Raw genomic sequence first — 26,012 nt, forward strand, 5'->3', positions numbered from 1 at the left:
GGGTTACTCTTTCAGTCACGTGTGCTCCGCGCTCAGTTCTTGACCGCGAACACCCACAGCGAGCCGCCGGGTGGGACCTTGGCTAGCCGCTCGTCGCCCGAGAACAGCGAATAGACGCCGCCATAGCCCGAGGTGACGGCGACATACTGCACGCCGTCCTGCTGCCAGGTCACGGGTTGTCCTTCGATGCCCGAGCCGGTCTGGAACTGCCAGAGCTTCTTGCCGCTGTCCGCGTCGAATGCCTCGAATTCGCCAGTCAGCTGACCGGAGAACACCACGCCGCCCGCCGTGGAGAGCACACCCGAGAAGCGCGGAATGTCGCTCGGCACTTCCCACTTCGCCTTGCCGGTCATCGGATCGATCGCCTTGAGATGGCCGCGCGGTCCGGTGCCCCATTCCCAGGGATCGGTGAGGTCCATGCCGACATACCATTCGCCCTGCTTGAACGTCACCGGTTCGGACTTGTACTTGCCGCCGAAGGCGAGCGTGTTGGCATAGGCGAGGCCGGTCTGCGGATTGAATGACATCGGCTCCCAGTTCTTGCCGCCGAGGATCGACGGGTAGACGGTGACCTTCTTGCCGTCACGCGCATCCTTGACGACGTCGGTCTCGATCGGCCGCCCGGTCTTCAGGTCTACACCGGTGGCCCAGTTGACGTTCACATAAGGATTTGCCGCGAGCAGCTTGCCGTTGGTGCGGTCGAGCACGTAGAAGAAGCCGTTGCGGTTGGCATCCATCAGCACCTTGGTCGGCTTGCCCTCGACATTCATGTCGGCGAGCACCATCTCGGCCACCGAGTCATAGTCGAACGGATTGTTCGGCGAGAACTGGTAATGCCACTTGATCTTGCCGGTCTTCGGATCGAGCGCCAGCACCGAGCAGGTGTAGAGGTTGTCGCCGGGACGCACCGCCGAGTTGAACGGTCCGGGATTGCCGATACCCCAATACACGGTGTTCAGTTCGGCATCATAGGAGCCGGTGATCCAGGTCGATCCGCCGCCCAGCTTCCAGGTGTCGCCCTTCCAGGTATCGCCGCCGGGCTCGTCCGGAGTCGGGATCGTGTAGGTCCGCCAGAGCTTCTTGCCGGTCGCCGGATCCCAGCCGTCGATGAAGCCGCGGGTGCCGAATTCGGCGCCGGAGATGCCGGTGATCACGACGCCATCGGCGACCAGCGGCGCCACCGTCATCGAGTAGCCTTCCTTGATGTCCGCGGCCTTTTCGCGCCACAGCTCTTTGCCGGTCTTGGCATCGAGCGCGATCACATTGGCGTCGAGGGTGGTGCGGAACAATTTGCCGTCATACAGGGCCGCGCCGCGATTGATGATGCCGCAGCAGACGATACGCGGCGTCTCGGCGGGATACTCGACCTTGGTCTTCCAGATCTGCTTGCCGGTCTTGGCGTCGATCGCGATCGTGGCGCTGTGCGTGGTGACGTAAAGGACGCCCTGGTAGACGAGCGGCTGCGATTCCTCGCTGCGGTCGTCGTTCAAGCTGTAATTCCAGACCGGGACCAGATTCTTGACGGTGTCCTTGTTGATCTGGTTCAGCGTCGAGAAGCGCTGAAGGTTGTAGCCCATACCATAATTGAGAACGTTCGATGTATCAGTCGCGCCCTTCACCAACTGCTCGTTGGTCTGAGCGCTTGCACCATAAGATGCAAGAATCACGAGGCTTGCGGCCAGCGCAATGCGTCTCATCATATCCTCCCAATGAACCTTTTCCCGCACGCCTATTCCTGACGTTGCGACGGAACCATCCCCCTGAAACCAAAACGGGTCAATACGAAAACGTGAACGAACCCCAGCAGCCTCAAGAGACCGGTCGAAAGCCTCAGGTTTTCGCTGATGCGCCCGTAGCTTACCGCCACGTGGAATACACAACGCCATGTGCGACCCGCCGCTATGCCGCAGCGCGAACGGTTCGATCAGCTAGACGGCGCATGCGGACAGGCACTCGGACGCGGCTTGGTGCCCCGCTTGTCCGGCGGCACATTGCAATTGTCGATGCGCTGCTCGTCGGTCCATTTGCGTCCAAGCCGCTCCTTGCCAGTGAGCGTGCGCTGCTGGACAACCTCTGCCGATGGGGCAGGGGCCTTGTTCTGCGCGGACGCGGGCGCGGCCAGACCGAGCGCAACCAGGCAGCCCAACGTGGTCCTGCAAATGTCGCTCATGGGTCACCTCGCTTGTTCCGGTGCAATGCCATCCGAACGCCACAGATGATCCGTGAGGAAGTTTCTTTCCACCCGAAACCTGACAGGTCTCGCGGGTTGCACTAGCTGTGGGAAGCTTCGTCGAAGCTGCTATGGTGGGCCGGTATCTTTGCGGAGCGACACTCAAGGGAGACGAACGATGATTTCGCGCCGATCGCTTGCTTTGACTTTGGCCATGGCCGTGCTCTCAGGTCCTGCCCTGGCCGCAACGGGCGGTCGCAGCGCGCTCAAGATGCTCGATCCCGACAATGACGGCACGGTCGACCTTGCCGAGGCCAAGAAGGCTGCCGCCGATCTGTTCGCGAAGCTCGATCCCGATCACGACGGCACGCTCGACGTGCGCGAATTGCGCGGACGGCTGACTGCGAAAGAGCTCAAGATGGCGGATCCGGATCACGACGGCACCCTGACGCTCGACGAGTATCTCGCGGTCGTCGAGCAGCGGTTTTCAAGGCCGCCGATCCCGACAATGACGGAACGCTGGATGCGAAGGAGTTGAAGTCGCGCGCCGGCCGGGCGCTGCTGCGCCTGCTCAAATAGGTCCGTGCCTGCGCATCTCGCCGGGCTGATCCCGGTTATCGACGCTGGATTCCGCGCATAACAAAAAAAGTTGCGATTTCGCTCTTGGGCAAGACGCCGCCGGCGTGATCGGGTTTGCTTATCGGTACGTAGCCGCCCGGCAGCCGGAAAATGCCTGACAGATCAGCGTCGGGGTTTCCCAATCGTTTCAAAGCCGGGCGGACGTCAGCGAGCCGTCGTCCGTTTCGGCATGCCCAGCAGCGAAGTCGGGTCCTTACCCGGCCGGCTTGCGCCCTGGAACAGCCAGCCCTAGCTTGCCGCGCGGCGCGACGCTTGCGCCAACATATACTTGGGAGAAGGAAATGGCCTGGAAAACACCGAAGATCGTTGAAGTGCCGGTTGGCATGGAAATCAACATGTACGCCTGCGCAGCGCGCAAATAATCCGAGACAAGTAACGCGAGGCAGCCTGCCCGGCCCGAGCAGCTTGCTGCATCGAGCCGCGGCAGGCGTCTTTCGCGGCCGCGATGCTGCCGCTCGAATTTCCTGCAGATCCTTCCCACAACACGTTGAAATCGAGACCACCTGCGCGATTGGCGGGCCATGCTGCTTTGTCCTACAGTGCGGCTTGAGGCGGTGGTCCGGGGACGATGAGTTTCGAAATCAGGCGAGGGCGTTGGGTGGGCGTGCTGGGCGCGGCGATTGCCGGCGTCGCGGCCGTGCTGCCGCTCGGCGCCTACGCCGAGGGCTTTGATACCGAGCATATCTTCGGCTTCATGATCGGCTCCGATGTGGGCGACGTCGGCGAGCGGGAATTCCAGAGCCAGACCACCGGGCGCTTCGCCAAGGATGGCGGCCGCTATCGCGCGCTCAATCAGGAGATGGAGCTCGAGCTCGTTCCGGCGCCGAACTTTCGTGTCGAACTCGGCACGTCGTTCAGCGCTTACGATATCAATCGCGTCCCGGGCTTTGATGATCGCCGCCAGTTGTCGTGGCAAAGCGTGTCGGTCGATTTTCGTTATCGCTTTCTCGATCGTGAGGCGGCGCCCTTCGGCATGACGGTCGCGCTGGAGACACGCGCCGGCCGCGTCGATGAAACGACGGCCGCGGCAGTCCGCAGCTACGGCACCGAGCTCACGGTGGCGTTCGACCGTGAGGTGATCCCGAATCTGGTGGTGGCGGCGCTGAACGTTAGCTACGAGCCCGAATGGACGCGGATGCCGCGCACCGGCACCGCAGAGCAGGATGCCACGATCGGCGTCGCGTTTGGCCTGATGGCCAAGGTGAGGCCGGATATCCTGATCGGCGGCGAAGCGCGTTATTTCAGGAAGTATGACGGGATCGGCCTTGATGAACTGTCCGGGCAGGCGCTGTTCATCGGTCCGACCGCCTATTTTCAGCTCTCGGAGCGCTCGCGCCTGACTGCGACCTGGAGCGTCCAGGCCTGGGGGCAGCGGGCCGGCAGCAATGCCGCCCTCGACCTGGTCAATTTCGAGCGCCACCAGGCGCGGCTGGTGTACGGTCTGAACTTCTAGAGCCGGGTTCCCGCGCCCTGTCACGAGCCTGTGAAACCCTGACCTGGCTGATTACGTATTCCGTCGTGTTATCTATTTCGTGAGCACGCTTAGGGATCGCGCATGAACCCGATTGATCTGATCGTCACCGTATGTGCCGTGCTGTCGCCCGCCACCTGCGAGGAGCAGCATCTGGTGTTCAACTGGAGCGGTTCGCTGCAACAATGCGCCATGGCCGCGCCGCCTTACATCGCGCAATGGGTCGGCGAACATCCGAAATGGACGGCGGTGCGATGGCGTTGCGAATATCCGCACACCAACGATCGCGCCGGCACGGACGGCAAACCGCCGGCGGCCTAGCTGTTACTTGTTGCAGTCCTTCAAGTCCTTGTCGGACACCGAAAACACGGCATCGGCCTTGATCTCCATGTCGCGAACGAAGCACTGCTTTGCGCCGCTGTAGCCGACCTTGGCATCGTAGCGGCCGGGCTCGACGCCGGTGATCCGCAGGCGCTCGTCGTGGTCGACTTCCTTGTCCTTGTCGTTGAGCGTCTGGTTAGGACCCCACTCGTTCTTGCCTGCCGGCGACAGCTCGAAGCTCGAAATCGTGGCGCTGGTCAGATTCCACAGCCGGATGCCTTTGCCCTTGCTTTGGGCGAGCACTGTGGCCGGCAGCACAAGCAACGCAATACCAACAGCAATCGACGCACGCGGCATCCAACCTCTCCCTTACGCTTCGTCCAAGGATGACGGCGTCTCACATATTTGCAAGGTCCAACTGTGAGAGCCGCCGCTTGATTTCGTCGATCTCCGGTTCGCTGCGCGTTGCGCGCGGCGCGGCAATGGTTTCGACGTGAAGGATTCGGGCGGGTCGCGGCGACAGGAAGAACAGGCGGTCTCCGAGGCGGACTGCGTCGTCGAGATCGTGGGTGACGAGGAGCGTCATCATCTTCCGGCTGGCGACCAGCGTGGCGACCTGGTCGCGCAACCGCCCCGCAAGCGCATTGTCGAGCGAGGCCAGCGGCTCATCGAGGATGAGGAAATCCGGCTCGATGGCGAAGGCGCGGGCGAGCGCGACGCGGCGGGCAAGGCCGAGCGACAGCTCACCGGGAAAGTGGTTGCGATGCACGCTCAATTCGAGCACCTCGAACAGCGCCGACAGCGTGCCGTCGTCGACATGCGGTGCGGCGATCCGCACATTCTCTTCAACGGTGCGCCAGGGCAACAGCCGCGGCTCCTGGAACACCATGCCGAGGCGCATGCCGGGGGAGCGCGCGACGTGGCCCTGGTAGTTGGCGTCGAGCCCGGCGAGAATCCGGAGCAGGGTGCTCTTGCCGCAGCCCGATGGGCCGAACAGCACGCCAACCTCGCCGGCGTTCAATGTGAAGGTGACGTTGTCGAGTACGTCGTGCCGCTTTCCGGCTGCGCTCGCAAAGCTCTTGCCTGTGATATTGACCTCAAGCTGCACGGAGCCGCCACCGCGTTAGCCTGGTTTCAAACGGCTGCACCAGCAGGGTCTCGATCACGAGCACGACACCGGCAAAGCTCAGCGAGTAGGCCAGCAGCAACGGGATGTCGAACAGCTGGAAGGCGACGCCGATCTCGAAGCCGACCCCGTTGGGGCGGCCCAGATATTCGGCGACCAGCACGATCTTCCAGACCAGCGACAGCCCGGAGCGTGCAGCGGCCGCGATGTAGGGCGCAAGCTGCGGCAGGACCACATGCCGGAAGGCGCGGCCGCGCGGCAAGGCAAACGCCGTTGCCATCTCGTCGAGCGCGGGGTCGAGCGCGCGGGCGCCCTCGCGCAGGGTGACGACGGCAGTCGGCAGCTTGTTGATGGCGATGGCCGTGATCGCGGCGACCTCGGTCAGCCCGGCCCAGATATAGGCCAGCACGATGACGACGAGTGCCGGCAGGTTGAGCAGCAGGATCAGCCAGGGATCGCCGAGGCGATTGGCAAGCGACACGCGGCCCATCAGATAACCGATCGCCGAGCCGAGCGCCATGGCGAGGGTGAAGGCCAGCGCGACGCGCGCCAGCGTTGCGCCGAGATTGACGAACAGCGCGCCCGATCGCGCTTCGACTATGAGGACCGACAGCACCGCCGGCGGCGCCGGCAGCTTCGCATCGCCGATCAACAGCGAGGCGATCCACCAGGTCGCGATGAACAGCGCGAATGACAGGAGGCGCAGCACCGCTAGTCTCCCGGGATCGCTTGGTAGAACGTGCCGGGATCGAGCTCGGTCGCGGTGCCGACAAGATCGCGGCCGCCGAGCTGCGCCAGCACCCGGTACAGCACGCGTGCATCCGCCTCTTCGTCAGCGATCGGACGTCGCGGGATGCCCTCACGGTAGCGGTCGCGATAGGCGTGTAGCGTCGCCGCATCCTGCGCACCGGTCAGCGGCGCAATCGTGTCCCATTCGGCATTCGAGGTCGCCAGAATCTCTTTCGCGGCGCGCGTCACGGCGATGAAGCGGGCCACCAGATCCTTGTTGGCGTTGGCCCAGGCCTCGTCGAACACGTACCCAATCATGGCGATGCGGCCCTTGCTGCCGAGCTTTTGCAGGATCTCTTCCATGCCGGCGAGCCGGCGAAAGCCTTTGGCCTCAAGCGCCGCGCAGAAATTCCAGTAATTCAGCGTCGCGTCCATCTCGCCGTCGAGCGTCTTGGCGGTGAGCAGCGGCGGCGCGCCGTAGACGATCGTCGCCTGCGACTTCAGGTCGACGCCGTCCTGCTTCGATGCGGCCTGCAGCAGCAGCCAGTTCTTGTCGATCGCGCCGCCGGCAACGGCAAGCTTGCGCCCCTTGAGGTCGGCGAGCGTCTTGAGCGGCGAGGCGGCCGGGACCATCACGGCGCCCAGCGCGCTCGAATAGGGATAGAATTGCAGCTTGGCGCCGAGCGAACGTTCGCGCGACACCCAGGGCCAGTCGGACACCATCACGTCGGCCGAGCCGGAGCGCAGCGCGATCTTGCCGGCCTCGGGGCTGGCGAGCTCGACGATATCGATCGACAGATTGGCCTTCTTGTCGAGACCATGGGAGCGAATGACGGCCAGTTCCCAGGCCAGCGTTCCGGTCTTCTGCGCTGCAACGCGGATGGTCTCCGCGCTGCACGAGGTGCCGAACTGCATGACCGCCACGACTGCCGCAGCCAACACCGTGCGTACAGAGATGATCATCGTTTGTTGAGCCACTTCCCCGAATGTTTTCTTTTCTGATCAACATCCATAGCATAGCTTGCCGGAAGAGAAGAGGAAGCAGGACCATGGCAGGAGCTGGCATGCTACGACCGATTGTCGCCGTCCTGGTGCTCGCCGGGACGACCATCAGCGTGCTGGCCCAGGAGATCAACGACTATCCAACCTCGGCGCGGGCCGAATATGTGTTCGGCTGCATGAAGTCCAATGGCGAATCGCGGCAGTCGATCGAACAATGTTCCTGCTCGATCGACGTGGTCGCCTCGATCATCCCCTATGACCGCTACGTCACTGCCGAGACCGTGCTGAGCATGGCGCAGGTGCGCGGCAATCTGGGCGGCCAGTTCCGCTCGTCCGAGCAGGCCGCCAACGCGCTCAGCGACCTCAGGCGGGCGCAGGCCGAGGCCGAAGTCAGGTGCTTCTAGCGTCGATCGTGAGATCGCGAGCGCGTCAGGTCCCGGGATTCTCGACCTTCCATTCGTGGTCGAAGACGTGCCCGTCGGTGTCCTTGGCCTCGGCGCGGAAGTGCTTGGCGCCATTGGAGACGTAAGTGAAGCGAATGTTGGGGTCCTCTGAAATCGAGATGCCGCCCTCCATCGCCAGCACCGGACTGTCGTCCTGCCAGATGTGCAGCTCATTGACGAAGAAGGCCGGGATATAGAGCTGTGTGACCTGGTCCATCTGCAGGCCTGAATTATTCGGATGCCCGATCATGATCTGGGCCTCGCGTGTGCTCGTCGCAGGCCCCTGTTCGGACTTTGTGAACTGCCGGTAGCGCATCTGGCCGAGCCGGTTGTTCGCTTCCTCGACGTTCTTGCCGGCCGGCGCCGAGCAGCCGCCGGACGCTTTGACATAGACCTTGCTCACGTAGAGCTTGCCATCGCTGAGCTCGGCGACGGCGTGCACATTGGTGTAGTTGTTGACGCGGACGCGGGTCGAGATCTCGGTGACGTTGGCGTCCGGACCGAGGGTGAACTTCGCGGCCATCGGCGCCGGGTTCTCGTCGATCACAAGCGTGATGACGACGACGCGGCGGCTATCGCCAGGCTGCAGCTTGGTGCGCAGCGTCACCGGAACGATCGCGGCATCTTCCGCGCGCACCGGCATCTCAATGCCGATCACATCGTTGCCGTCATTCATCGGACGATTGCTGAAGATGTCCTGGACGAGGCCCGGCCAGGGATCATAGGTCTCGGCTGCGAGCGCAGCGGGTGTCCCCAGCGCGATCGCAAGAAGGCTGGCGATGCAAAGCAGGCGGGTGCGATGTCCAGTCATGTTCGCGAGATCCTATGCAGCCGCGTCATTATAGGACCAACAGCTACTCCCATTCAATTTCCGAGAATGCTGCAGTTGCGTTGCGGGCGTTGTAATCGTCGAACAATTGCCAGCGCGGCCGCTCGGCTGCCGCGGCATGCTCCGCCGCAGCCGTGATCGGCTTGCCGCCTGCGACCAGCGCACGGACGTCCGCGGCCAGCGTCTCAAGGTAACGCCGCTCGTCGGCAAGTGCTGCAGGCCACGCACTCACGGGTCCGTGACCTGGAACCACGCGCTCGGCAGGAATAGCCTGGAGGTCGTCGAGCGCACGCAGCCAGCCCTTGAGGCTGCCGTCGACCACCGGAATATGCTCGAGGAACACCAGATCGCCGGCGAACAGGGTGCCGGTGCGTTCATCGAACACGGTGAGGTCGTTGTCGCTGTGGGCGGGTGGCCATGCCTTCAGGGTGAGGCTCCGTCCGCCGAGGTCGAGCTTCAGCGTGTCCGTGACCAGCACGGTGGGCGGAACGATCCGGACCTCGTCGATCAAAGCATCGCCCATGGTTCGGCGAAAGCCGTCGAGATAGAATTGCCCGCGCGCTCCCAGCGCGCGGGGCAGGGCCTTGTGGCCGACGAAACTGGTCCCGTCAGCCACGAAAGCCGCGTTGCCGAAGCTATGATCCGGATGCGCGTGGGTGTTGATCACGTAGCGGATCGGCTTGTCGCTATGGCTGCGCACGGCGGCGAGCAATTGCCGCCCTTCGCGGACGCTGCCGCCGGTGTCGATGACGGCAATGGCGCTGTCGCCGACCACGAAGCCGACATTGGCGATGGCGCCTTCGTTGTCGCGCGTCATCAATGCAGTGACCCCGGTGTGAACGAATATTCCGGGGGCGACTTCGCTCACAGGCAATTCCGCCTCTTGAGCCCGCGCTATGGTCGGCGTCCAAAGCATCAGGAGCAGCGCAAGCACCGAACCGCCATGAGCCATGTTTCCGCCTCAGTTTTTCCGGGACGCGCGATCGATGTCGCCGCGCTCCAGTTTGCGCTGCAACAAGCAACGCGGCACCGTCGCGATCATTATCCCTGTTGCACGTCATGTTGCGCCGGGCAATTGGCGGATGGCGGCAATCTGTCCGATCGAGAGGAGACCGCGCAATGAGAGTTATCGGATGCCGTCCTGTCCTGTTCGCGCTTGCCGGCTTCATCGCCTGTCTCGCCGGCCGCGATATCGCGCGTGCGCAGGTCAATGAGCAGGGCGAACTCTCCATCGAGCTGGTCGATCCCAAGGTGCTGCGCATCTGCGCCGATCCGCGCAACCTGCCGTTCTCGAATGACAAGGGCGAGGGTTTTGAGAACAAGATCGGCGAGCTGTTCGCCGAGAAGCTGCAAAAGAAGCTCGATTACATGTATTTCCCGCAGGCGACCGGCTTCGTGCGGGTCACGCTCGGCTCGCATCGCTGCGACGTGATCATGGGCTTTCCGCAAGGCGACGACCTCGCGCAAGGGACCAATCCGTATTACCGCACGGCCTATGCGATCGTCGCCAAGCCGGGCAGTGGACTGGATGAGGTCACGACGCTCGAGGATGAGCGGCTGAAGGGCAAGCATATCGGCATCGTCGCCGGAACGCCGCCCGCGACCAACATGGCCATCAACGGCCTGATGAGCAATGCGAAGCCCTATCCGCTGATGATCGATACGCGCTACGATTCCTCGGCCGAGGCGATGATGAACGACCTCGAAAAGGGCGAGATCGACGCCGGCATCCTGTGGGGGCCGATGGCCGGCTTCTATGCCAAGAAGGCGAACCCGCCGCTGCATGTCACGCCGCTGCTCAAGGAGACCTCAGGACCCAAGCTGGTCTATCGCATCGGCATGGGCGTGCGGGCGTCCGACCAGAACTGGAAGCGGCAGCTCAATCGCCTGATCCAGGAGAACCAGCCGGCGATCAACAAGATCCTGCTCGACTTCGGCGTTCCGCTGCTCGATGAGAACGACCGTCCGATCGGACCGGAGACCGCGACCAAATCGCCATGATCAGGCTCGCGGCCATGCTCGCGGTGATATTACTCGCCGTTTCGCATGTCCGCGCGCAGGACCACCTTGCAGAGCCCGAGGGCTACCGAACCGAGGATTATCGCGCGCCGGTGCCGATCACGCTTGCGGGCGCACGGGTGCTCACGACCGCGGAAGCGGAAGCGATCTGGCGCGACAAATCAGGCGCCTTCGTCGACGTGCTGCCGCGCGCGCCGAAGCCTAACCTGCCGGCCGGCACGGTGTGGCGCGAGCGGCCGCATCGCGATATTCCCGGCAGCATCTGGCTGCCCGACACCGGCTACGGCAAGCTCGCCGCATCGACCGAGGACTACATGCGACGTGGGCTGGTCCGCGCTTCGGGCGACGACAAGGCCCGATTGCTCGTGATCTACTGCCAGGAAAATTGCTGGATGTCGTGGAACGCCGCTAAGCGCGTGCTGTCCTACGGCTACCGGAATGTGGCGTGGTATCCGGACGGAACCGACGGTTGGGGGCGCGCCAATCTGCCGCTGACGGATGTCGAGCCCGAGCCGCGCGAGGGCGAGCAATAAGCCCGTCCTCACGAGGCCAGGAAATGCTCCAGCGAGCTACTTCTGCTTGTCGAGCTTGTTGATGGTCTTGCCGCCGTCGCCGTCCGACGTGGTGAACGTCACCTTGTCACCGGCGTGAAGCTCCTCCAGCGATTGTCCCTTGGCCACCTTGTATTCCTGGATCGCGCCGCCGGCCGCGCCGACGGTGCCGGTTTGCGCCTGCTGGATCGAGATGGTCCCACTCAGTCGGTCAATCTTGGTGACCATTCCCGACATGGATTGCTGGGCCAAAGCCGCTGTGGTGATCAGGCTCGCGGCGGCGAGGCTGGTCATGACGATCTTGGCTGCTCTCATCGAGGTCTCCCAACTTCAGATATAGTTGGAGACAACGAGCGGGCAGCGCAGTTTGTTCCGGCGGCGAGTCAATGATCCCCGGGGCGATCGGCCGCAGGCCTCAATCCAGTTCCTGCTGGATGGTGCGGCTGAGCGCGAACAGCCGCTGGTCGATGATGGTCGGCACCTCGCAGACGAATTTCACCACGCGGCCGCGGTCCTCGAAGATCCGGGTCTCCCATACCAGCTGGTTGCCGAGTTCGTCGACCTTGGCCTGATCCGGCGGCGTGGCATCCTGCAGTGCCTGCAGCGCGATCGTATCGGCGCGGATCTTTTCTGCGGCCTCGCGCTGCTTGCGCATCACGCGCTCCAGCCCGTTCAAGACCGAGGCCCGCTGGCCGTTGAGCGTATCGAACAGGCCCGCGAAGAGCAGTTTTCCCGCATTGGCCTTGTCGGCCGCGGCGGCCGACAGGAACTCGGTGATCTCCTTCTGGGCATCCTCGAGCGGAACGCGGCGCGCCGCGAGCTTGGTCGCAAGTTGGCTGATCTTCGGATTGTCCCGCCACTTGGTCTCGGCATCGCCGAGTGGCGGCCCGGCCCAGACCGCAGCGAGCGAGATCTCGGGCACCTTGGCCTGTTGGCAGGGCCAGTCCGGGTAACGCGGGTCGGCCGCGAACGCGACCTGGTTCGACAGAACCATCGCGAGCAGCGCGCCGAGTGCTGGCCGCCAACCTGTCATGCCTCGCCTCCGCCGGGTCCGCGGCGCACCAGGCCGCGCGATGGATCGTAGGCCAGGATCGCGCCGATCATGAACACCACCGTGCAGCCGCCGACCACCGCGAGCGAAACCCAGTTCATCTTGCCGTACAGCGCAAACCGAATCAGCTCCACTGCATGCGTGAACGGATTGCACTGGCAAACATAGTACAGCATCGGGCTGCCTTCCTGCACACGCCAGAGCGGGTAGAGGGCCGACGATGCAAAGAACATCGGGAAGATCACAAAGTTCATCACGCCGGCAAAATTCTCCAGCTGCTTGATGCTGGCCGAGATGAGCATGCCCAGTGCGCCGAGCATCAGGCCCGACAGCACCAGCGCCGGAAGCACCGTAAGGTAGCCGATGGTCGGCGGCGTGATGTCCCAGAACCATGCGATCAGCAGGAAGGCGTAAACCTGGAGCAGCGATACGGCCGTGCCGGCGAGCAGCTTGCAGAACAGGAGATAGCCGCGCGGCAGCGGGCTGACGAGTAGGGTGCGCATGTTGCCCATCTCGCGGTCATAGACCATCGACAGCGAGGATTGCATGCCGTTGAAGAGCTGGATCATCGCCATCAGGCCGGGCGCGATGTAGACCTCGTAGAGAATGTAGGTCTCATAGGGCGGGATGATCGAGATACCGAGCACCTGACGGAAGCCGGCCGCAAAGATGAACAGCCAGACCAGCGGCCGGACCAGCGCCGAGACGAAGCGCTCGCGCTGATGCAGGAAGCGCAGCGCCTCGCGCCACACGATGCCGTTCAGGCAGACGATGTATTCCGACACCGAGAAGCCGCTTCGCTCAGGCGTAACCGTCGTGCTGCTCATGTTGGCGGTTTTCCGGTGAGCGTTGCCGTTCCGGTCAGGCGCATGAACGCGGTGTTGACGTCCTGGGCGCCTGCGTCCGCGATCACGCGCGACATCGGCCCGTGCGCCAGCATCCGGCCCTGATGCAGCACGACGAGGTCGTCGCCCGGCATGATCTCGTCGAACAGATGCGTCGCCCAGAGCACGCCGATGCCCTGTTCGGTGACAAGCTGGCGGACATGGTCGAGAATGTCGGCGCGCGCCTTGACGTCGAGCCCGACGGTGGCCTCGTCGAGCAGCAAGAGCCGCGGACGGTGCAGCAGCGCGCGGGCGATCTCGAGCCGCCGCATCTGGCCGCCCGAGAGATCGCGCACCTTGCTCGTGGCGCGGTCGGCGAGCCCGATGCGGCCAAGCACCTCGGCGCTGCGCAGCCGCGCCTCGCGCCGCGAGATGCCGTGCAACGCGGCGTGATACAGCAGGTTCTGCGTCAGCGAGAGATCGAGATCGAGCGTGCGTGGCTGGAACACGACGCCCATCAGCCGCAGCGCTTCACCCGGCGTCCGGCTGATGTCGTGACCGAAGATCTTGATTTGGCCGTTCTGGATCCCGAACAGCCGCGTCACCAGCGAGAACAACGTGCTTTTGCCGGCGCCATTGAGGCCCAGCAATGCGGTGAAGCTCGCAGGCTGAACCGTGAAGTTGACGTCGATCAGCGCGCGCCGCGGGCCGTAGCTGTGGCTGACATTGCCGATCGACAGCGCCGGCTGCACGGCCGCTACAGGGCCTGCATCCGGCGAGGACTGGCTCGCGATATGGGCGTCGGTTGCGGTCATGGCTGCGCGATCGTGATCCCCCAAGGCAGTTCGCCGACCTGAATGGTCTTGATCACCTTCTGGGCCGCGACGTCGATCACCGAGACGTCGTTCGAGACCCCGTTGGTGACCATCAGATATTTTTCGTCCGGGGTGAAATCCATGTGCCAGACCCGCTGGCCGACCAGGAGATATTTGAGGACCTTGTGGGTCGCGCCGTCGACCACCGCGACGCGGTTGGCGGGGCCGAGTGCGACGAACGCGGTCTTGCCGTCCTTGGTCATACCGATGCCGACCGGCTGGATCGCCTCGTTGCGCAGGCCCGGAATTTCGAAGGTGATCTTGCCGGTCACCTCGCGCTTGACCGGATCGATGATCGACACCGTGCCGCCGATCTCGGAGGAAACCCATAATTCGGAGCCGTCGCGCTTGAACTGGGCGAAGCGCGGCCGCGAATCGACCAGCACATTGGCGACAATCTGGCGCGTCGTCGTGTCGATGAAATGCGCCATGTTGGTGGTTTCGGAGGTGTTGATCAGGATCTTGCCGTCCGGGCTGATCGTCATGCCCTCCGGCTCGACGCCGACCTGGATGTCGCCGAGCCGGGCGCGCTTCTCGAGATCGATCACGGTGACCGTGTTGTCGTTCTCGTTGGCGACATACATGGTCTTGCCGGCGGCATCCTGGGTGAACAATTCCGGGTCGGGGCCGGAGGGCAGGGTGTCGACGATCTCCTGGGTCTTGGTATCGATCACCTGGATCGTGTCGTCATCGCCGACCGCGACCATCACGAACTTGCCGTCGCGCGAGAACTCGATGCCGCGCGGCCGCTGGCCGACCTTGATGGTCTTTGTCACCGTCCAGCTGTCAGTGTCGATCACCGTAACCGTGTTGCCTTTCTCGTTGGAGACGTAGGCAACGAAGGCGGACGCCGGTGTTGCGGCAAGCCAAACCAGCATCCCGGTCAACAGACAGCGGCGCCACATGCGTTTCATCTCCCTCACTGCAGCTTGCACTTCGTTTCAGGCCGGTCAACACCGAGCGTGTCGAGCTCGGAGACCTGATGCAGGAAACCTTCCTGCGGCGAGACCGAAACGACCATACGACCATCGGCCAGCAGGATCGGCTGGCGGAGCTGCAGATTCCAGTCTCGCAGGGTCAATCGCGTGCCCTTGAAGGCGGCGATCGAGAAATCCTTGCCCTTGAGGAAGGCGATGACCTTCCTGGGATCGCCCGAATTGGTGCGGGACGTGGCTTCCCCGATCGTGCGGGCTGCCGTCCAGGCCTGCATGTCGAGCGCCGTCATGCGGCGCATGTTCAGCTTGACGAAGCGGTTCTGGATCTGGACCGCGCCCCATTGGTCATGCGCGGCGTCCCAGCTGGTCGGCACCAGGCCCGCCGAGCCCGCCACGGGGCGCGGGTCCCAGGTCCGGTAGGGCAGATAGTTCGCGAACACCTCGCTCTCGTCGGCGGCGACCAGCACGTCGTAAGCCGGTGCCTGCTGCGTGAACACCGGCATCTGGCGCTGGATCAGCGTCACGCCGGAGTCGGTGCGCCGCGCGCCGCCGGTGTCCTCGAATGTCCGCTCCTGAACGATCTTGGCGCCGAACCGCGTGGCCGCACGGCGCAGCGCGTCGGCGTAGAGTTTGTCCTGATCATGCGAGCCGGTCACCAGCAGCCAGCGCTTCCATTGCTTCCACACCAGGTACTGGCCCAGCGCGTCCGCCAGCATCGAGCGGGTCGGTGCGATGTGGATCACGTTGGCGCGGCAGTCCTGCTCGCGCAGCCGATCGTCGATCGCGCCGGCATTCAACAGCATGGTGCCGCGGTCGCGCAGCGCGTCGGCGACTTTGAGCAGGGCGTCCGCGGGCAGGTCGGTGATGATATAGTCGTTGCGGCCGGCGAGATCGGTCGCGACCTTGGCGACATCGTCGCTGTCCTTGACCTTGATCTCGTCGAGCGTGAAGCGCTGGTTGAGGAATTTTCCGGTCGTATTGTTGTCTTCGATCGCAAGGCGTGCGCCGGCGATGCCGTCATTGTCGGCCGGTTGCTGGATCAGCGAGAGCGTCGATTTGATGCCGGCGTGGCCGAGATAGCCGATATGGATTTCGACGGGATCAGCCGCCAGCGCTCCGGTCACCACCATGCTGAGCGCGATCGTGCCGATCAGCCATCGGAACATAATTCCTCCCGTAGTCATCCTTCACTCGGCCGGCATTGTCGAGCCATGCGTTGACATGCAAGATGCCGGAATTGGCCTGGCTTGCAACCCCGCTTTTTGTCGTTGCGTGGTACCAAATTGCGATTGGTTCACAATCATGAGATCAGCGTTCGTCTTCGTCATATCATTGCTGCTGATGTCTGCGGCGGCACGCGCCGAACCGCCCAAGCTCGCGGTATTCGACCTCGAGATGATCGACACCAGTCTTCAAGGGGAGGTGAACGGGCCGCGGGCCGATGAGCAGGCGCGGCTGCTCCGCACCGGCGAACAGGTGCGCAGAGAGCTTGCAGAGTCCGGCAAGTTCCACGTGATCGATATCGCGCCCGTCAATGCTGCGGCGCACGGCAGCAATCTTCAGGCCTGCGGCGGATGCGACGTGAAACTGGCCGGCGAGCTGGGCGCCGATCTTGCGATGACCGGTGTGGTGCAGAAGGTCTCCAACCTGATCCTCAACATCAATCTCTATCTGCGCGACGTCCATTCCGGGCAATTGGTGGCAGCAGCAAGCGCCGACATGCGCGGCAATACCGACGAATCCTGGTCGCGCGCCACCGATTACCTCGTGCGCAACCGCCTGCTCGCACCGAACTACGGCGCGCCGCAGGCGCGATGAGCGACGGGTGCTCGGACGATTTCGGAATATTAGAAGAATAACCCTGAGTTGCCTGACGTGTCAACTCGTCTGGTTGAACGCCGCCGCCGGCTACTTTGCATGGGGTTGTTTTCGATATTTTGGCATCGCGCCGCCTTGGCCGGGGAAAGCATCACGCCTTCAGCCGCGCGGCGTGCCAGCGCAGGTGATCGGCCATGAAGGTCGAGATGAAGTAATAGCTGTGGTCGTAGCCCGGCTGACGACGCAACGTGAGCGGAATATTGGCCTTCTCGCAGGCGGCCTTCAGGAGCTCGGGGCGCAGCTGTTCGGTGAGAAAACCGTCGGCATCGCCATAGTCGACCAGCAGATCGGAGAAGCGGGCGCCGTCCTCGATCAACGCGACTGCATCGTGCTTGCGCCACGCCTGCTTGTTACTGCCGAGATAGCCGCCCAGCGCCTTGTTGCCCCACGGTACCTGCGACGGCGCCACGATCGGCGCGAACGCGCTTGCCGCGCGATAGCGATCGGGATAGCGCAGCGCCACCGTCAGTGCGCCATGGCCGCCCATGGAATGACCGAGGATCGATTGCCGCTTCGTGTCGACCGGGAATTGCTCGGCGATCAACTTGGGCAATTCCTCGGTGACGTAGCTCCACATCCGGTAATTGGTCGCGAACGGCGGCTCCGTCGCATCGACATAGAAGCCTGCGCCGAGGCCAAAATCATAGGCATTGGCGGGATCGCCGGGGACACTTTCGCCGCGCGGGCTTGTGTCGGGCGCGACGAAGATCAGGCCGAGCTCGGCGCATGCCTGGCGGAATTCACCCTTCTCGGTGACGTTGGCGTGCGTGCAGGTCAGGCCCGACAGATAGGTGACGACGGGCAATTTGGAGCCGGTCGCATGATCGGGGACGAACACCGAGAAGGTCATGTCGGTCTTGGTTTCGCGGCTTGGGTGCCGGTAAACGCCTTGCGTGCCGCCATGCGACTTGTTCCGGGAAACCGTCTGCATTGTCATATTCCCCTGTGTTGGAGCGCGACGTCAGGCGACGCCGCTCTCGATCGCCAGCCGCACCAGCTCTGCCGAGGTGCGCACGCCAAGCTTCTGGCGCATGATCGATGACGTGTTCGCGACCGTCTTGTATGACGAATGCACCAGCCAGGCGATCTCCGACAGGCTCTTGCCGGAACTGAGCAGCCGCAGGATCTCCATCTCGCGCGAAGTGAGCTTGGAAAGTGGATTTTGCGCAAAGCCCGGCCGCGCAAAGGCGACGTTGCGTGCGATCGCCGGCGGCAGGTAGACGCCGCCATTGCCGACCTCGCGTACCGCCTCCACCAGATCGTTGGGATCGCCGGTCTTCGAGACGTAGCCCTTGGCGCCGATGTCGATGGCGCGGGCGGCGAACACCGGGTCGTCGTTCATGCTGAACATGATGAGGCGCGCGGATGCATCGCGGCTCAAGATACGGCGGGCCAGCTCGAAGCCGGAGACGGTCGGCAGGTTGATGTCGATCACGCAGAGATCGGGCTTCTCCGCGACGAACGCCCGTTCGCCGCTTTCGGCATCCGCAGCTTCCAGCAGGACGATCTCGGGATCGTCGGCGAACACGGTGCGACAACCGGAGGCAACGATGGGATGATCATCAACGATCAGAATGCGCATGGCGTTGTTCCGGCGACCTGCTTCGGTTCACTCTTCGTCACATCGATTTGCACGAAGAACACCTCGGTTCCGACCGGTTGTGCACCTCGCACGAGATTGCGATAGGGTGCGATTAGATAGCCGGGCAAATTTGGCTGTCAACGATCCTCTCGGAGGAGGGATCGCGGTCGGGGGCAACGTCATGTGGCAAAAGCTATCCTTGCGCGCACGGATCAACCTGCTGCTGGCGCTGATACTGGCGCTTGGGTTGGGCATCAATATTGCGCGGCTCGTGCTGGAAGCGGGGCCGCGCGTCCAGGCCGAGGACCAGAGCGTGATCCGGCTGGCGCGCGAGTTTGTTACGACGATGGTGGCCGGTCTCGACGAGGCGCCGGATCCGGATGCCCGGCTCGACCAGATCGTTCAAGATCTGAGCCGGCTGCGTCACGTCAGCATCACGCGGCAGGACGACGCGACCGCAAGGTCTCCCCAGCACCCGGAGGAGGCAGGCGATCCGCGCGCCCCTCCGGAGTGGTTCGTCGCGCTGGTGCATCCCGAGCAAACCTCGGTGCGGGTGCCGATCTCGGTTCACGGCAAGCCGCAATCGCTTGTCATTACCTCGCATCCCGACGACGAAATGGCCGAGATCTGGGACGGCATCGTCACCCAGCTCGAGATCGGCTCCGCGATCGCGGTGGCGCTGCTGCTGGTCACCATGCTGGTGGTCGGCCGCGCACTTGCTCCGCTGGAAGCGCTGTCGCAGGCCATGACCGGTATCGAGGCCGGGGATTACGATGCACGCGTCGAGCCTGGTGGATCGCCTGAATTGGCTGCAATCTGTGCCAAACTGAACCATTTGGCGGCGACCCTTGGCGAGGCCGTCGACAGCAAGCGGCAGCTGGCCGAACGTGCGGTCTCGCTGCAGGATTCCGAACGCAAGGAGATCGCGCGCGAATTGCACGACGAGTTCGGGCCCTATCTGTTCGCGTTGCGTGCGCATGCGGGCGCGCTGACGCGGCTGTCGGAGGTCGAAAAGCCCGATCCAGCTGCACTTCGCAAGCACGGCAGCGCCATCCTCGAGCAGGTCAACGCGCTTCAGCAGTTCACTCGCCGCATCCTGGAGCGATTGCGACCGGTGGGTTTGGCGGAGCTTGGGCTTGCGGAAGCACTTGGCGCGCTGGTGCGGCTGTGGGGCGAGACCCACCCGGAGGTGGAGATCGAGAGCAGCATATCACCTGATCTCGGCGACACCGGCGAGACGGCCGATCTGACGATCTATCGTATCGTCCAGGAAGCACTCACCAATGTGTTCCGCCACGCCGGCGCAACGGCGGTCGATATCACGATCGCGCCCGCGGAGCGGCCAACCGGCCTGCGCGGCAGCCGCGGCTGCGCGCTGGTGCGCGTCCGCGACAACGGCCGCGGCCTGCTCAGGGATCACCGGCTCGGCCGCGGTTTGACCGGCATGCAGGAGCGAATCCTCGCGCTCGGAGGCACGCTCAAGATCAATTCCAGCGATGACGGCGTGACGGTCGAGGCGCTGGTGCCGAAGGCCGTGCAGGCTTAGCGCGCGGCTCGCGGCCAGTATGCGAAGACGGCCCATGCCAGCGCGAGTGCGCCGGCGATCCAGAGCACGATGATCGCGATCATTCCCGCTCGACTGGTCGGGCGCTGCAAGACGGCGCTGGCTTTGGCGCGGCATTCGGCCATCACCTCATCCGGAACGAGCGAGATCGCAAGCCAGATGCCGAGCGGCAGCAGGATCAGATCGTCGAGATAGCCAATGACCGGGATGAAATCCGGAATCAGGTCGACGGGGGAGAGCGCATAGGCCGCGATGGCGATGGCGAGGGCCTTTGCGTACCACGGTACGCGCGGATCACGCGACGCGAGATACAGCGCAACGCTGTCTCGTTTGAGGTTGCGCGCCCAAAGCTTGATTGAGGAAAGTCTGATTGAGGGTAGCTTGATGGACGGCATGGCGTGGCGCCTGCACGCCAGGCGGAAGCGCTATTCCAGCACCACATCGACCGGCATGCCGCCGTGCAGACCCTTGTGCACGGAGGAGGGTGCGATGCCAAAATACTTCCGGAATACGCGGCTGAAATGCGACGAGCTGGAGAAGCCCCAGGAGAACGCGACGTCCGTGATGGTCTTGCCGTTCTGCGATTCCAGCTCCTGCCGGCAATTCTGCAGCCGGGCCTTCCAGATGTAGTCGCTGACCGTCATGCCGCGATCGCTGAACAGCATGTGCAGATAGCGCTTCGAGCAGCCGAGCGCCGCAGAAATGCGGTCGATGCAGAGATCGGGATCGCGCAGATGCTCGCGGATGAAGCCTTGGGCCCGCACATAGGTCGCCTCGGCGCTCCCGCGGTCGAACATCGCACCGGTCTCGCGCAGCGGCAGCAGCAGTAGGTCGATCAGCGCATCGGCTACGCCGACGGCGTTGACCGGGGTCAGCGTCGGCGCCTCGCCGAACGCGGCATGCACGAAATCATAGGCGATGCGGCCGGTGCCGTTGCGTGCCGAGAGCTTGCATGGCGCCATCTTGGAGAGCTGGAAGCCGCGCTCCTTGAGCAGGTCCTTCGGAACGATGACAACCTCGTGGCGCGTCAGGGACGGGCTGATGATCGTATGCGGACACGACACGTCGTAGGCGAAGCAGTCGCCCGGCATGATGTCGAAGTGCAGACCGTCCTGCTCGAAATGCGAGACGCCGTGGGTCTGGAAGACGATCTTGATGTAGGGGTGCTCGCTCAGCCTGATGCGCGAAACGGTATGGGCGATGCGGTGCTGGCTTGCTTCGATCTGGCACAGCTTCAATCGCGATACGGTCGTGAAATTGATCCGGCCCTCGAGCGAGGATCCTTCCAGCGCATCGACGTCGAACTGACCGCAGAGGTCAGTGAGCGCATCCGACCAGCGCTGGATCTGCCGCTTGGGCGTCAATCCGTTCGTGCTGAGTGAATGGACTGTGTCGGTCATCTTTCCAGCCACCGATTCGATCCCCAACGTGACTGCCCATCGCGCCTACTTCTGGTCCGGGATGATGCGCCTTCTCCCTGATTCTGAACAGTTTAGGAGGCGGCGGGATTTCTTCCCGATCAAAGCCGGGCGATCCTCCGACTTAGTTCTGGGCGCGTCAAGCGCAACCTTGGGCCGGTTCTATCCGACACTGGAACAGCACTGAAGACGTTTGATGCCCTGCAACATGAAGCAGCCCTTACCGCCAATTCGCGGCCCAACGGCAAAAATCTGACAATGCTTCGCTTCTGAGCAAACGGCGCTTCGCTGCTGGGCAAGTCAGCGGGATTCGATCGGACTACCACTGGGGTACCAAAATGGAAGAAGTGGGGCCGTTTCGGCGGAAACCCTTGAGCTCTTGAACCTGGGAGGAAATCCACGATGCGCAAGTTGCTTTACGCGACCAGCCTTGGGGCAATGGCGGTGTTCGCCGCCGGAGCTGCCAACGCCAATGACGAACTCCACAAGATGGCGCAGAACCCGAAAGACTGGGTGATGCCGACCGGCGACTACACCAATCAGCGCTATTCAAAGCTGAATCAGATCAACGCCCAGAACGTCGGAAAGTTGCAGGTAGCGTGGACGTTTTCGACCGGCGTGCTGCGCGGTCACGAAGGCGGCCCGCTGATCATCGGCAACATGATGTACGTGCATACGCCGTTCCCGAACAAGGTCTACGCTATTGACCTTTCCAAGGACAACCAGATCGTCTGGAAGTACGAGCCCAAGCAGGATCCGAACGTCATTCCGGTGATGTGCTGCGACACGGTTAATCGCGGCGTCGCCTATGGTGACGGCAAGATCATCCTGCATCAGGCCGACACCACACTGGTCGCACTCGATGCGAAGACCGGCAAGGTGGAGTGGAGCGTCAAGAACGGCGATCCGAGCAAGGGATCGACCGGTACGTCGGCGCCGATGGTCGTCAAGGACAAGGTCCTGGTCGGCATCTCCGGCGGCGAGTTCGGCGTTCAGGCCCACATGACGGCCTACGACCTCAAGACCGGCAAGCTGGTCTGGCGCGGATTCTCGGAAGGTCCGGATGACCAGATCCTGGTCGACGACAAGACCACCGAGCTCGGCAAGCCGGTCGGCAAGGACTCGAGCCTGAAGACGTGGCAAGGCGATCAGTGGAAGATCGGCGGCGGCGCGACCTGGGGCTGGATCTCCTACGATCCCGAACTCAACCTCGTCTACTACGGATCGGGCAACCCCTCGACCTGGAATCCGAAGCAGCGTCCCGGCGACAACAAATGGTCGATGACGATCTGGGCGCGTAACCCGGATACCGGCGTTGCCAAGTGGGTCTATCAGATGACGCCCCATGACGAATGGGACTATGACGGCGTCAACGAGATGATCCTCTCGGATCAGTCGATCGACGGCAAGGCACGCAAGCTGCTGACGCACTTCGATCGTAACGGCCTCGGCTACACGCTCGATCGCGTCACCGGCGAACTGCTGGTCGCCGAGAAGTATGATCCGAAGGTGAACTGGACCTCCGGCGTCGACATGAAGAAGGACTCGCCGACCTATGGTCGTCCGAAGGTTCTTGACACAGCGTCGACCGACAAGGCCGGCGAAGACCACAACGTCAAGGGCATCTGCCCGGCGGCGCTGGGCTCGAAGGACGAGCAGCCGGCGGCCTACTCGCCGGACACGCAGCTGTTCTACGTGCCGACCAACCACGTCTGCATGGACTACGAGCCGTTCAAGGTGAGCTACACCGCAGGTCAGCCCTATGTCGGCGCGACGCTGTCGATGTATCCGCCTCCCGGTGAGACCAACATGGGTAACTTCATCGCCTGGGACGGCAAGACCGGCAAGATCGTGTGGTCGAACAAGGAGCAGTTCTCGGTCTGGTCGGGTGCACTCGCGACCGCCGGCGGCGTGGTGTTCTACGGCACGCTGGAAGGCTACCTGAAGGCAGTCGACGCCAAGACGGGCAAGGAGCTCTACAAGTTCAAGACTCCGTCTGGCATCATCGGCAACGTCACCACCTATGAGAACGGCGGCAAGCAGTACATCGCCGTGCTGTCGGGTGTTGGCGGTTGGGCAGGCATCGGCCTCGCGGCCGGTCTGACTGATCCGACGGCCGGTCTCGGTGCAGTCGGCGGTTATGCCGCGCTGAGCAACTACACCGCGCTCGGCGGAACGCTCACCGTGTTCTCGCTGCCGCAGCAGTGAGCTGAGCAAGCTCGTTCCGGCGCATGGGGTGATCTCCATGCGCCGGTCCGTCTTCAATCTGCACGCGAGGATATGCTTTTGCGTAAGATCTGGTTTGTGACTGCCGCGATCTTCGTCGTGGCAATGGGAGGAGTTGCCTCCGCTGAGGACGTGGGTGATCCGACCGCCGTCAAGTCCGAGGACGGCAAGTGGCTCGACAAGGATGGCAACCCGACATTCAAGGTGACGTCCGACGGTACGGTGGACTGGTACACCTACTCCGGCTACCGCCGCTATCATTCGGAGTGCCATGTCTGCCACGGACCCGACGGCATGGGCTCGACTTACGCGCCGGCGTTGAAGGATTCGCTGAAGACCATGAGCTATGCCGACTTCATGGGCGTGGTCGCGAGCGGGCGCAAGAACGTGTCGACGGCGCAGGAAAACGTCATGCCGGCATTCGGCGATAATCCGAACGTTGCCTGCTACATGGACGACCTCTATGTGTACCTGCGCGCCCGCGCCAATGATGCGGTTGGGCGTGTTCGGCCGGCCAAGCACGAAGACAAGTCGGAAGCCTATGGAAAGGCCGAAGACGCCTGCATGGGCAACAAGAATTGAGCGTGACCGGCGCGAATGACAAACCTGTTTGATGTTTTGTGGAGACCAAGATGAAGACCCGCGCCGCAGTCGCATTCGAAGCCAAGAAGCCGCTTGAGATCGTCGAGCTCGACCTGGAAGGCCCCAAGGCCGGCGAGGTCCTTGTCGAGATCAAGGCGACGGGCATCTGTCACACCGATGCCTATACGCTCGACGGCTTCGACAGCGAAGGCATCTTCCCCTCGGTCCTCGGGCACGAAGGTGCCGGCATCGTTCGCGAGGTCGGCGCCGGCGTGACGTCGGTGAAGCCTGGCGATCACGTGATCCCGCTCTACACGCCCGAATGCCGCCAGTGCAAAAGCTGCCTGAGCCAGAAGACCAATCTCTGCACCGCGATCCGCGCGACACAAGGCAAGGGCGTGATGCCCGACGGCACCTCGCGTTTCAGCTACAAGGGCAAGACGGTCTTCCACTATATGGGCTGCTCGACCTTCTCGAACTTCACCGTGCTGCCCGAGATCGCGGTGGCGAAGATTCGCGAGGACGCGCCGTTCGACAAGAGCTGCTACATCGGCTGCGGCGTCACCACCGGCGTCGGTGCCGTCGTCAACACCGCCAAGGTGACGCCGGGCTCCAACGTCGTGGTGTTCGGCCTCGGCGGCATCGGCCTCAACGTGATCCAGGGCGCCAGGATGGTCGGCGCCGACAAGATCATCGGCGTCGATATCAACGATTCCAAGGACAATTGGGGCCGCCAGTTCGGCATGACGCATTTCGTCAACCCGACCAAGGTGAGCGGCGATATCGTCCAGCACCTGGTGGGCCTGACCGACGGCGGCGCCGACTACACCTTCGACTGCACCGGCAATACCAACGTGATGCGTCAGGCGCTGGAAGCCTGCCACCGCGGCTGGGGTGTGTCGGTCGTGATCGGCGTCGCGGAATCCGGCAAGGAGATCGCAACCCGGCCGTTCCAGCTCGTCACCGGACGCGTCTGGAAGGGCACCGCGTTCGGCGGTGCGCGCGGCCGCACTGACGTGCCGAAGATCGTCGACTGGTACATGAATGGAAAGATCCAGATCGATCCGATGATCACCCACGTTCTGAGGCTCGACGAGATCAACAAGGGCTTCGATCTGATGCACGAGGGCAAATCGATCCGTTCGGTCGTCGTGTTCTAAAATCAAAACAGCAAGCACTAGGAGGATAGGTCAATGACTGTTCATATCCACCCGTCAATCGACAACGGCGTCAAGCAAGGCACCGGCAGCTTTGCCGGCGGCACGCTTGTCTGCAAATGCGCGGACAAGAAGGTCAAGGTCGGGGTCAAGGGCGACGTCGCCCACAACCACGCCTGCGGCTGCACCAAATGCTGGAAGCCTTCGGGCGCCACATTCTCGGTGGTTGCGGTGGTGCCGCGCGAGAACGTCACCGTGCTGGAGAACGGCGACAAGCTGAAGATCGTGGATGCGGCTGCCGTGATTCAGCGCCATGCCTGCACCGGATGCGGCACGCATATGTACGGCCGGATCGAGAACAAGGGCCATCCGTTCTATGGCCTCGACTTCATCCACCCCGAGCTGTTCCAGGAGTCCGGCTCAGCGGCTCCGGGATTTGCCGCCTTCGTGTCGTCGGTGATCGAGTCCGGCGTCAAGCCGGCCGATATGGCGGGGATCAGGTCGCGGCTGAAGGAGCTTGGGCTCGAGCCCTATGACTGCCTGTCGCCGCCGCTGATGGACGCGATCGCCACCCACGTGGCGAAATCCAAAGCAGCCTGACCAACAAGGCAGTCTGACCA

Annotated in this window: 30 protein-coding genes and 1 pseudogene; 13 read left to right on the top strand and 18 right to left on the bottom strand. The window is 63.3% G+C overall.

The window, feature by feature from the left end; translation table 11 throughout:
* Positions 1-32: 32 nt before the first annotated feature.
* Together BraRD5C2_RS13045 and BraRD5C2_RS13050 are read right to left on the bottom strand one after the other, a co-directional pair.
* Positions 33-1,697: a methanol/ethanol family PQQ-dependent dehydrogenase gene (locus BraRD5C2_RS13045; RefSeq protein ID WP_223968921.1), complete on the bottom strand. Its 1,665-nt coding sequence runs from the start codon at positions 1,695-1,697 to the stop codon at positions 33-35.
* Positions 1,698-1,924: 227 nt separating this feature from the next.
* Positions 1,925-2,170, bottom strand: coding sequence for a hypothetical protein (locus tag BraRD5C2_RS13050; protein ID WP_223968922.1), 246 nt, complete (start codon positions 2,168-2,170; stop codon positions 1,925-1,927).
* Positions 2,171-2,348: 178 nt separating this feature from the next.
* Here BraRD5C2_RS13050 and BraRD5C2_RS13055 point away from each other — a divergent pair.
* The 4 genes and pseudogenes from BraRD5C2_RS13055 (at position 2,349) to BraRD5C2_RS13070 (ending at position 4,601) form a co-directional block, all read left to right on the top strand.
* Positions 2,349-2,749: pseudogene (locus BraRD5C2_RS13055) on the top strand (EF-hand domain-containing protein).
* A gap of 341 nt (positions 2,750-3,090) precedes the next feature.
* Positions 3,091-3,171, top strand: coding sequence for a pyrroloquinoline quinone precursor peptide PqqA (pqqA, locus tag BraRD5C2_RS13060; RefSeq protein ID WP_009031067.1), 81 nt, complete (start codon positions 3,091-3,093; stop codon positions 3,169-3,171).
* Between the two features lie 242 nt (positions 3,172-3,413).
* Complete coding sequence (locus tag BraRD5C2_RS13065) at positions 3,414-4,262, top strand: hypothetical protein (RefSeq protein ID WP_223969287.1); 849 nt, start codon at positions 3,414-3,416, stop codon at positions 4,260-4,262.
* A 102-nt stretch (positions 4,263-4,364) separates the two neighbouring features.
* Positions 4,365-4,601, top strand: a complete 237-nt coding sequence (locus tag BraRD5C2_RS13070; RefSeq protein WP_223968924.1) for a hypothetical protein — start codon at positions 4,365-4,367, stop codon at positions 4,599-4,601.
* 3 nt (positions 4,602-4,604) lie between these two features.
* Here the strand turns inward: BraRD5C2_RS13070 and BraRD5C2_RS13075 are convergent, their stop codons facing one another.
* From BraRD5C2_RS13075 to BraRD5C2_RS13090, 4 genes are read right to left on the bottom strand one after another with little or no spacing between them, the layout of a single operon-like run.
* A complete protein-coding gene (locus BraRD5C2_RS13075; protein WP_223968925.1) occupies positions 4,605-4,958 on the bottom strand; it encodes a hypothetical protein in 354 nt (117 codons plus the stop codon).
* A 40-nt stretch (positions 4,959-4,998) separates the two neighbouring features.
* On the bottom strand, positions 4,999-5,709 hold the full coding sequence (locus BraRD5C2_RS13080; RefSeq protein WP_223968927.1) for an ABC transporter ATP-binding protein: 711 nt from the start codon (positions 5,707-5,709) through the stop codon (positions 4,999-5,001).
* A complete protein-coding gene (locus tag BraRD5C2_RS13085; protein ID WP_092115659.1) occupies positions 5,699-6,436 on the bottom strand; it encodes an ABC transporter permease in 738 nt (245 codons plus the stop codon). The genes BraRD5C2_RS13080 and BraRD5C2_RS13085 overlap by 11 nt, the downstream gene beginning before the upstream one ends.
* 2 nt (positions 6,437-6,438) lie before the next feature.
* Positions 6,439-7,371 (bottom strand): ABC transporter substrate-binding protein, encoded by a 933-nt coding sequence (locus BraRD5C2_RS13090; RefSeq protein WP_374707992.1) that lies wholly within the window; start codon positions 7,369-7,371, stop codon positions 6,439-6,441.
* 149 nt (positions 7,372-7,520) lie between these two features.
* On the opposite strand from BraRD5C2_RS13090, the gene BraRD5C2_RS13095 reads away from it, so the two are divergent.
* Complete coding sequence (locus BraRD5C2_RS13095; protein WP_374707989.1) at positions 7,521-7,862, top strand: hypothetical protein; 342 nt, start codon at positions 7,521-7,523, stop codon at positions 7,860-7,862.
* 25 nt (positions 7,863-7,887) lie between these two features.
* Here the strand turns inward: BraRD5C2_RS13095 and BraRD5C2_RS13100 are convergent, their stop codons facing one another.
* The gene (locus BraRD5C2_RS13100; protein ID WP_223968931.1) at positions 7,888-8,712 is read right to left on the bottom strand and encodes a quinoprotein dehydrogenase-associated SoxYZ-like carrier; all 825 of its coding nucleotides are present in this window, start codon (positions 8,710-8,712) and stop codon (positions 7,888-7,890) included.
* Positions 8,713-8,755: 43 nt separating this feature from the next.
* The gene (locus tag BraRD5C2_RS13105) at positions 8,756-9,646 is read right to left on the bottom strand and encodes a quinoprotein relay system zinc metallohydrolase 2 (RefSeq protein WP_223969289.1); all 891 of its coding nucleotides are present in this window, start codon (positions 9,644-9,646) and stop codon (positions 8,756-8,758) included.
* 203 nt (positions 9,647-9,849) lie between these two features.
* Here BraRD5C2_RS13105 and BraRD5C2_RS13110 point away from each other — a divergent pair, with 203 nt between their 5' ends.
* A complete protein-coding gene (locus tag BraRD5C2_RS13110; protein ID WP_223968933.1) occupies positions 9,850-10,731 on the top strand; it encodes a substrate-binding domain-containing protein in 882 nt (293 codons plus the stop codon).
* Positions 10,728-11,282: a PQQ-dependent catabolism-associated CXXCW motif protein gene (locus tag BraRD5C2_RS13115; protein ID WP_223968935.1), complete on the top strand. Its 555-nt coding sequence runs from the start codon at positions 10,728-10,730 to the stop codon at positions 11,280-11,282. The genes BraRD5C2_RS13110 and BraRD5C2_RS13115 overlap by 4 nt, the downstream gene beginning before the upstream one ends.
* Before the next feature lie 36 nt (positions 11,283-11,318).
* Here BraRD5C2_RS13115 and BraRD5C2_RS13120 read toward each other — a convergent pair whose 3' ends face one another.
* The 6 genes from BraRD5C2_RS13120 to BraRD5C2_RS13145 form a co-directional block, all read right to left on the bottom strand.
* Positions 11,319-11,615, bottom strand: a complete 297-nt coding sequence (locus BraRD5C2_RS13120; RefSeq protein ID WP_223968937.1) for a copper-binding protein — start codon at positions 11,613-11,615, stop codon at positions 11,319-11,321.
* Positions 11,616-11,715: 100 nt separating this feature from the next.
* Positions 11,716-12,333 (bottom strand): hypothetical protein, encoded by a 618-nt coding sequence (locus BraRD5C2_RS13125; protein ID WP_223968939.1) that lies wholly within the window; start codon positions 12,331-12,333, stop codon positions 11,716-11,718.
* A complete protein-coding gene (locus tag BraRD5C2_RS13130; protein WP_050405241.1) occupies positions 12,330-13,178 on the bottom strand; it encodes an ABC transporter permease in 849 nt (282 codons plus the stop codon). Before BraRD5C2_RS13130 ends, BraRD5C2_RS13125 begins: the two co-directional genes overlap by 4 nt.
* Positions 13,175-13,990 (bottom strand): ABC transporter ATP-binding protein, encoded by an 816-nt coding sequence (locus BraRD5C2_RS13135; RefSeq protein WP_223968941.1) that lies wholly within the window; start codon positions 13,988-13,990, stop codon positions 13,175-13,177. Before BraRD5C2_RS13135 ends, BraRD5C2_RS13130 begins: the two co-directional genes overlap by 4 nt.
* Positions 13,987-14,964 (bottom strand): YVTN family beta-propeller repeat protein, encoded by a 978-nt coding sequence (locus BraRD5C2_RS13140; RefSeq protein ID WP_223968943.1) that lies wholly within the window; start codon positions 14,962-14,964, stop codon positions 13,987-13,989. The genes BraRD5C2_RS13135 and BraRD5C2_RS13140 overlap by 4 nt, the downstream gene beginning before the upstream one ends.
* Positions 14,965-14,969: 5 nt before the next feature.
* Entirely contained in the window at positions 14,970-16,151 is a 1,182-nt protein-coding gene (locus BraRD5C2_RS13145; RefSeq protein ID WP_223968945.1) for an ABC transporter substrate-binding protein, read from the bottom strand.
* Between the two features lie 175 nt (positions 16,152-16,326).
* On the opposite strand from BraRD5C2_RS13145, the gene BraRD5C2_RS13150 reads away from it, so the two are divergent.
* On the top strand, positions 16,327-16,803 hold the full coding sequence (locus tag BraRD5C2_RS13150; RefSeq protein WP_223969291.1) for a DUF3280 domain-containing protein: 477 nt from the start codon (positions 16,327-16,329) through the stop codon (positions 16,801-16,803).
* Positions 16,804-16,954: 151 nt separating this feature from the next.
* Here BraRD5C2_RS13150 and fghA read toward each other — a convergent pair whose 3' ends face one another.
* Together fghA and BraRD5C2_RS13160 are read right to left on the bottom strand one after the other, a co-directional pair.
* On the bottom strand, positions 16,955-17,800 hold the full coding sequence (gene fghA, locus BraRD5C2_RS13155; RefSeq protein WP_223968947.1) for an S-formylglutathione hydrolase: 846 nt from the start codon (positions 17,798-17,800) through the stop codon (positions 16,955-16,957).
* Between the two features lie 24 nt (positions 17,801-17,824).
* Positions 17,825-18,445, bottom strand: coding sequence for a response regulator transcription factor (locus BraRD5C2_RS13160; RefSeq protein WP_223968949.1), 621 nt, complete (start codon positions 18,443-18,445; stop codon positions 17,825-17,827).
* Between the two features lie 181 nt (positions 18,446-18,626).
* On the opposite strand from BraRD5C2_RS13160, the gene BraRD5C2_RS13165 reads away from it, so the two are divergent.
* The gene (locus tag BraRD5C2_RS13165) at positions 18,627-19,991 is read left to right on the top strand and encodes a histidine kinase (protein ID WP_223968951.1); all 1,365 of its coding nucleotides are present in this window, start codon (positions 18,627-18,629) and stop codon (positions 19,989-19,991) included.
* On the opposite strand, the gene BraRD5C2_RS13170 is transcribed toward BraRD5C2_RS13165, so the two are convergent.
* Both BraRD5C2_RS13170 and BraRD5C2_RS13175 read right to left on the bottom strand, forming a co-directional pair.
* Positions 19,988-20,404, bottom strand: a complete 417-nt coding sequence (locus BraRD5C2_RS13170) for a YkvA family protein (RefSeq protein ID WP_223968953.1) — start codon at positions 20,402-20,404, stop codon at positions 19,988-19,990. The two genes, BraRD5C2_RS13165 and BraRD5C2_RS13170, sit on opposite strands and share 4 nt — an antisense overlap.
* A gap of 30 nt (positions 20,405-20,434) precedes the next feature.
* Positions 20,435-21,409, bottom strand: coding sequence for a helix-turn-helix domain-containing protein (locus tag BraRD5C2_RS13175; protein WP_223968955.1), 975 nt, complete (start codon positions 21,407-21,409; stop codon positions 20,435-20,437).
* Positions 21,410-21,829: 420 nt separating this feature from the next.
* On the opposite strand from BraRD5C2_RS13175, the gene xoxF5 reads away from it, so the two are divergent.
* The 4 genes from xoxF5 to gfa all read left to right on the top strand — a co-directional run bounded on the left by xoxF5 (position 21,830) and on the right by gfa (position 25,992).
* Positions 21,830-23,635, top strand: coding sequence for a lanthanide-dependent methanol dehydrogenase XoxF5 (xoxF5, locus tag BraRD5C2_RS13180; RefSeq protein WP_223968957.1), 1,806 nt, complete (start codon positions 21,830-21,832; stop codon positions 23,633-23,635).
* 123 nt (positions 23,636-23,758) lie between these two features.
* A complete protein-coding gene (locus tag BraRD5C2_RS13185; RefSeq protein ID WP_223969294.1) occupies positions 23,759-24,235 on the top strand; it encodes a c-type cytochrome, methanol metabolism-related in 477 nt (158 codons plus the stop codon).
* A gap of 50 nt (positions 24,236-24,285) precedes the next feature.
* Complete coding sequence (locus tag BraRD5C2_RS13190; RefSeq protein WP_223968959.1) at positions 24,286-25,395, top strand: S-(hydroxymethyl)glutathione dehydrogenase/class III alcohol dehydrogenase; 1,110 nt, start codon at positions 24,286-24,288, stop codon at positions 25,393-25,395.
* 33 nt (positions 25,396-25,428) lie between these two features.
* Positions 25,429-25,992 carry an S-(hydroxymethyl)glutathione synthase gene (gene gfa / locus BraRD5C2_RS13195; RefSeq protein WP_223968961.1) on the top strand — a complete coding sequence of 188 codons (564 nt, stop codon included), beginning with the start codon at positions 25,429-25,431 and terminating at the stop codon, positions 25,990-25,992.
* Positions 25,993-26,012: the final 20 nt, after the last annotated feature.

It is taken from the genome of Bradyrhizobium sp. RD5-C2 (genome assembly GCF_019972155.1).
Taxonomy (GTDB): domain Bacteria; phylum Pseudomonadota; class Alphaproteobacteria; order Rhizobiales; family Xanthobacteraceae; genus Bradyrhizobium.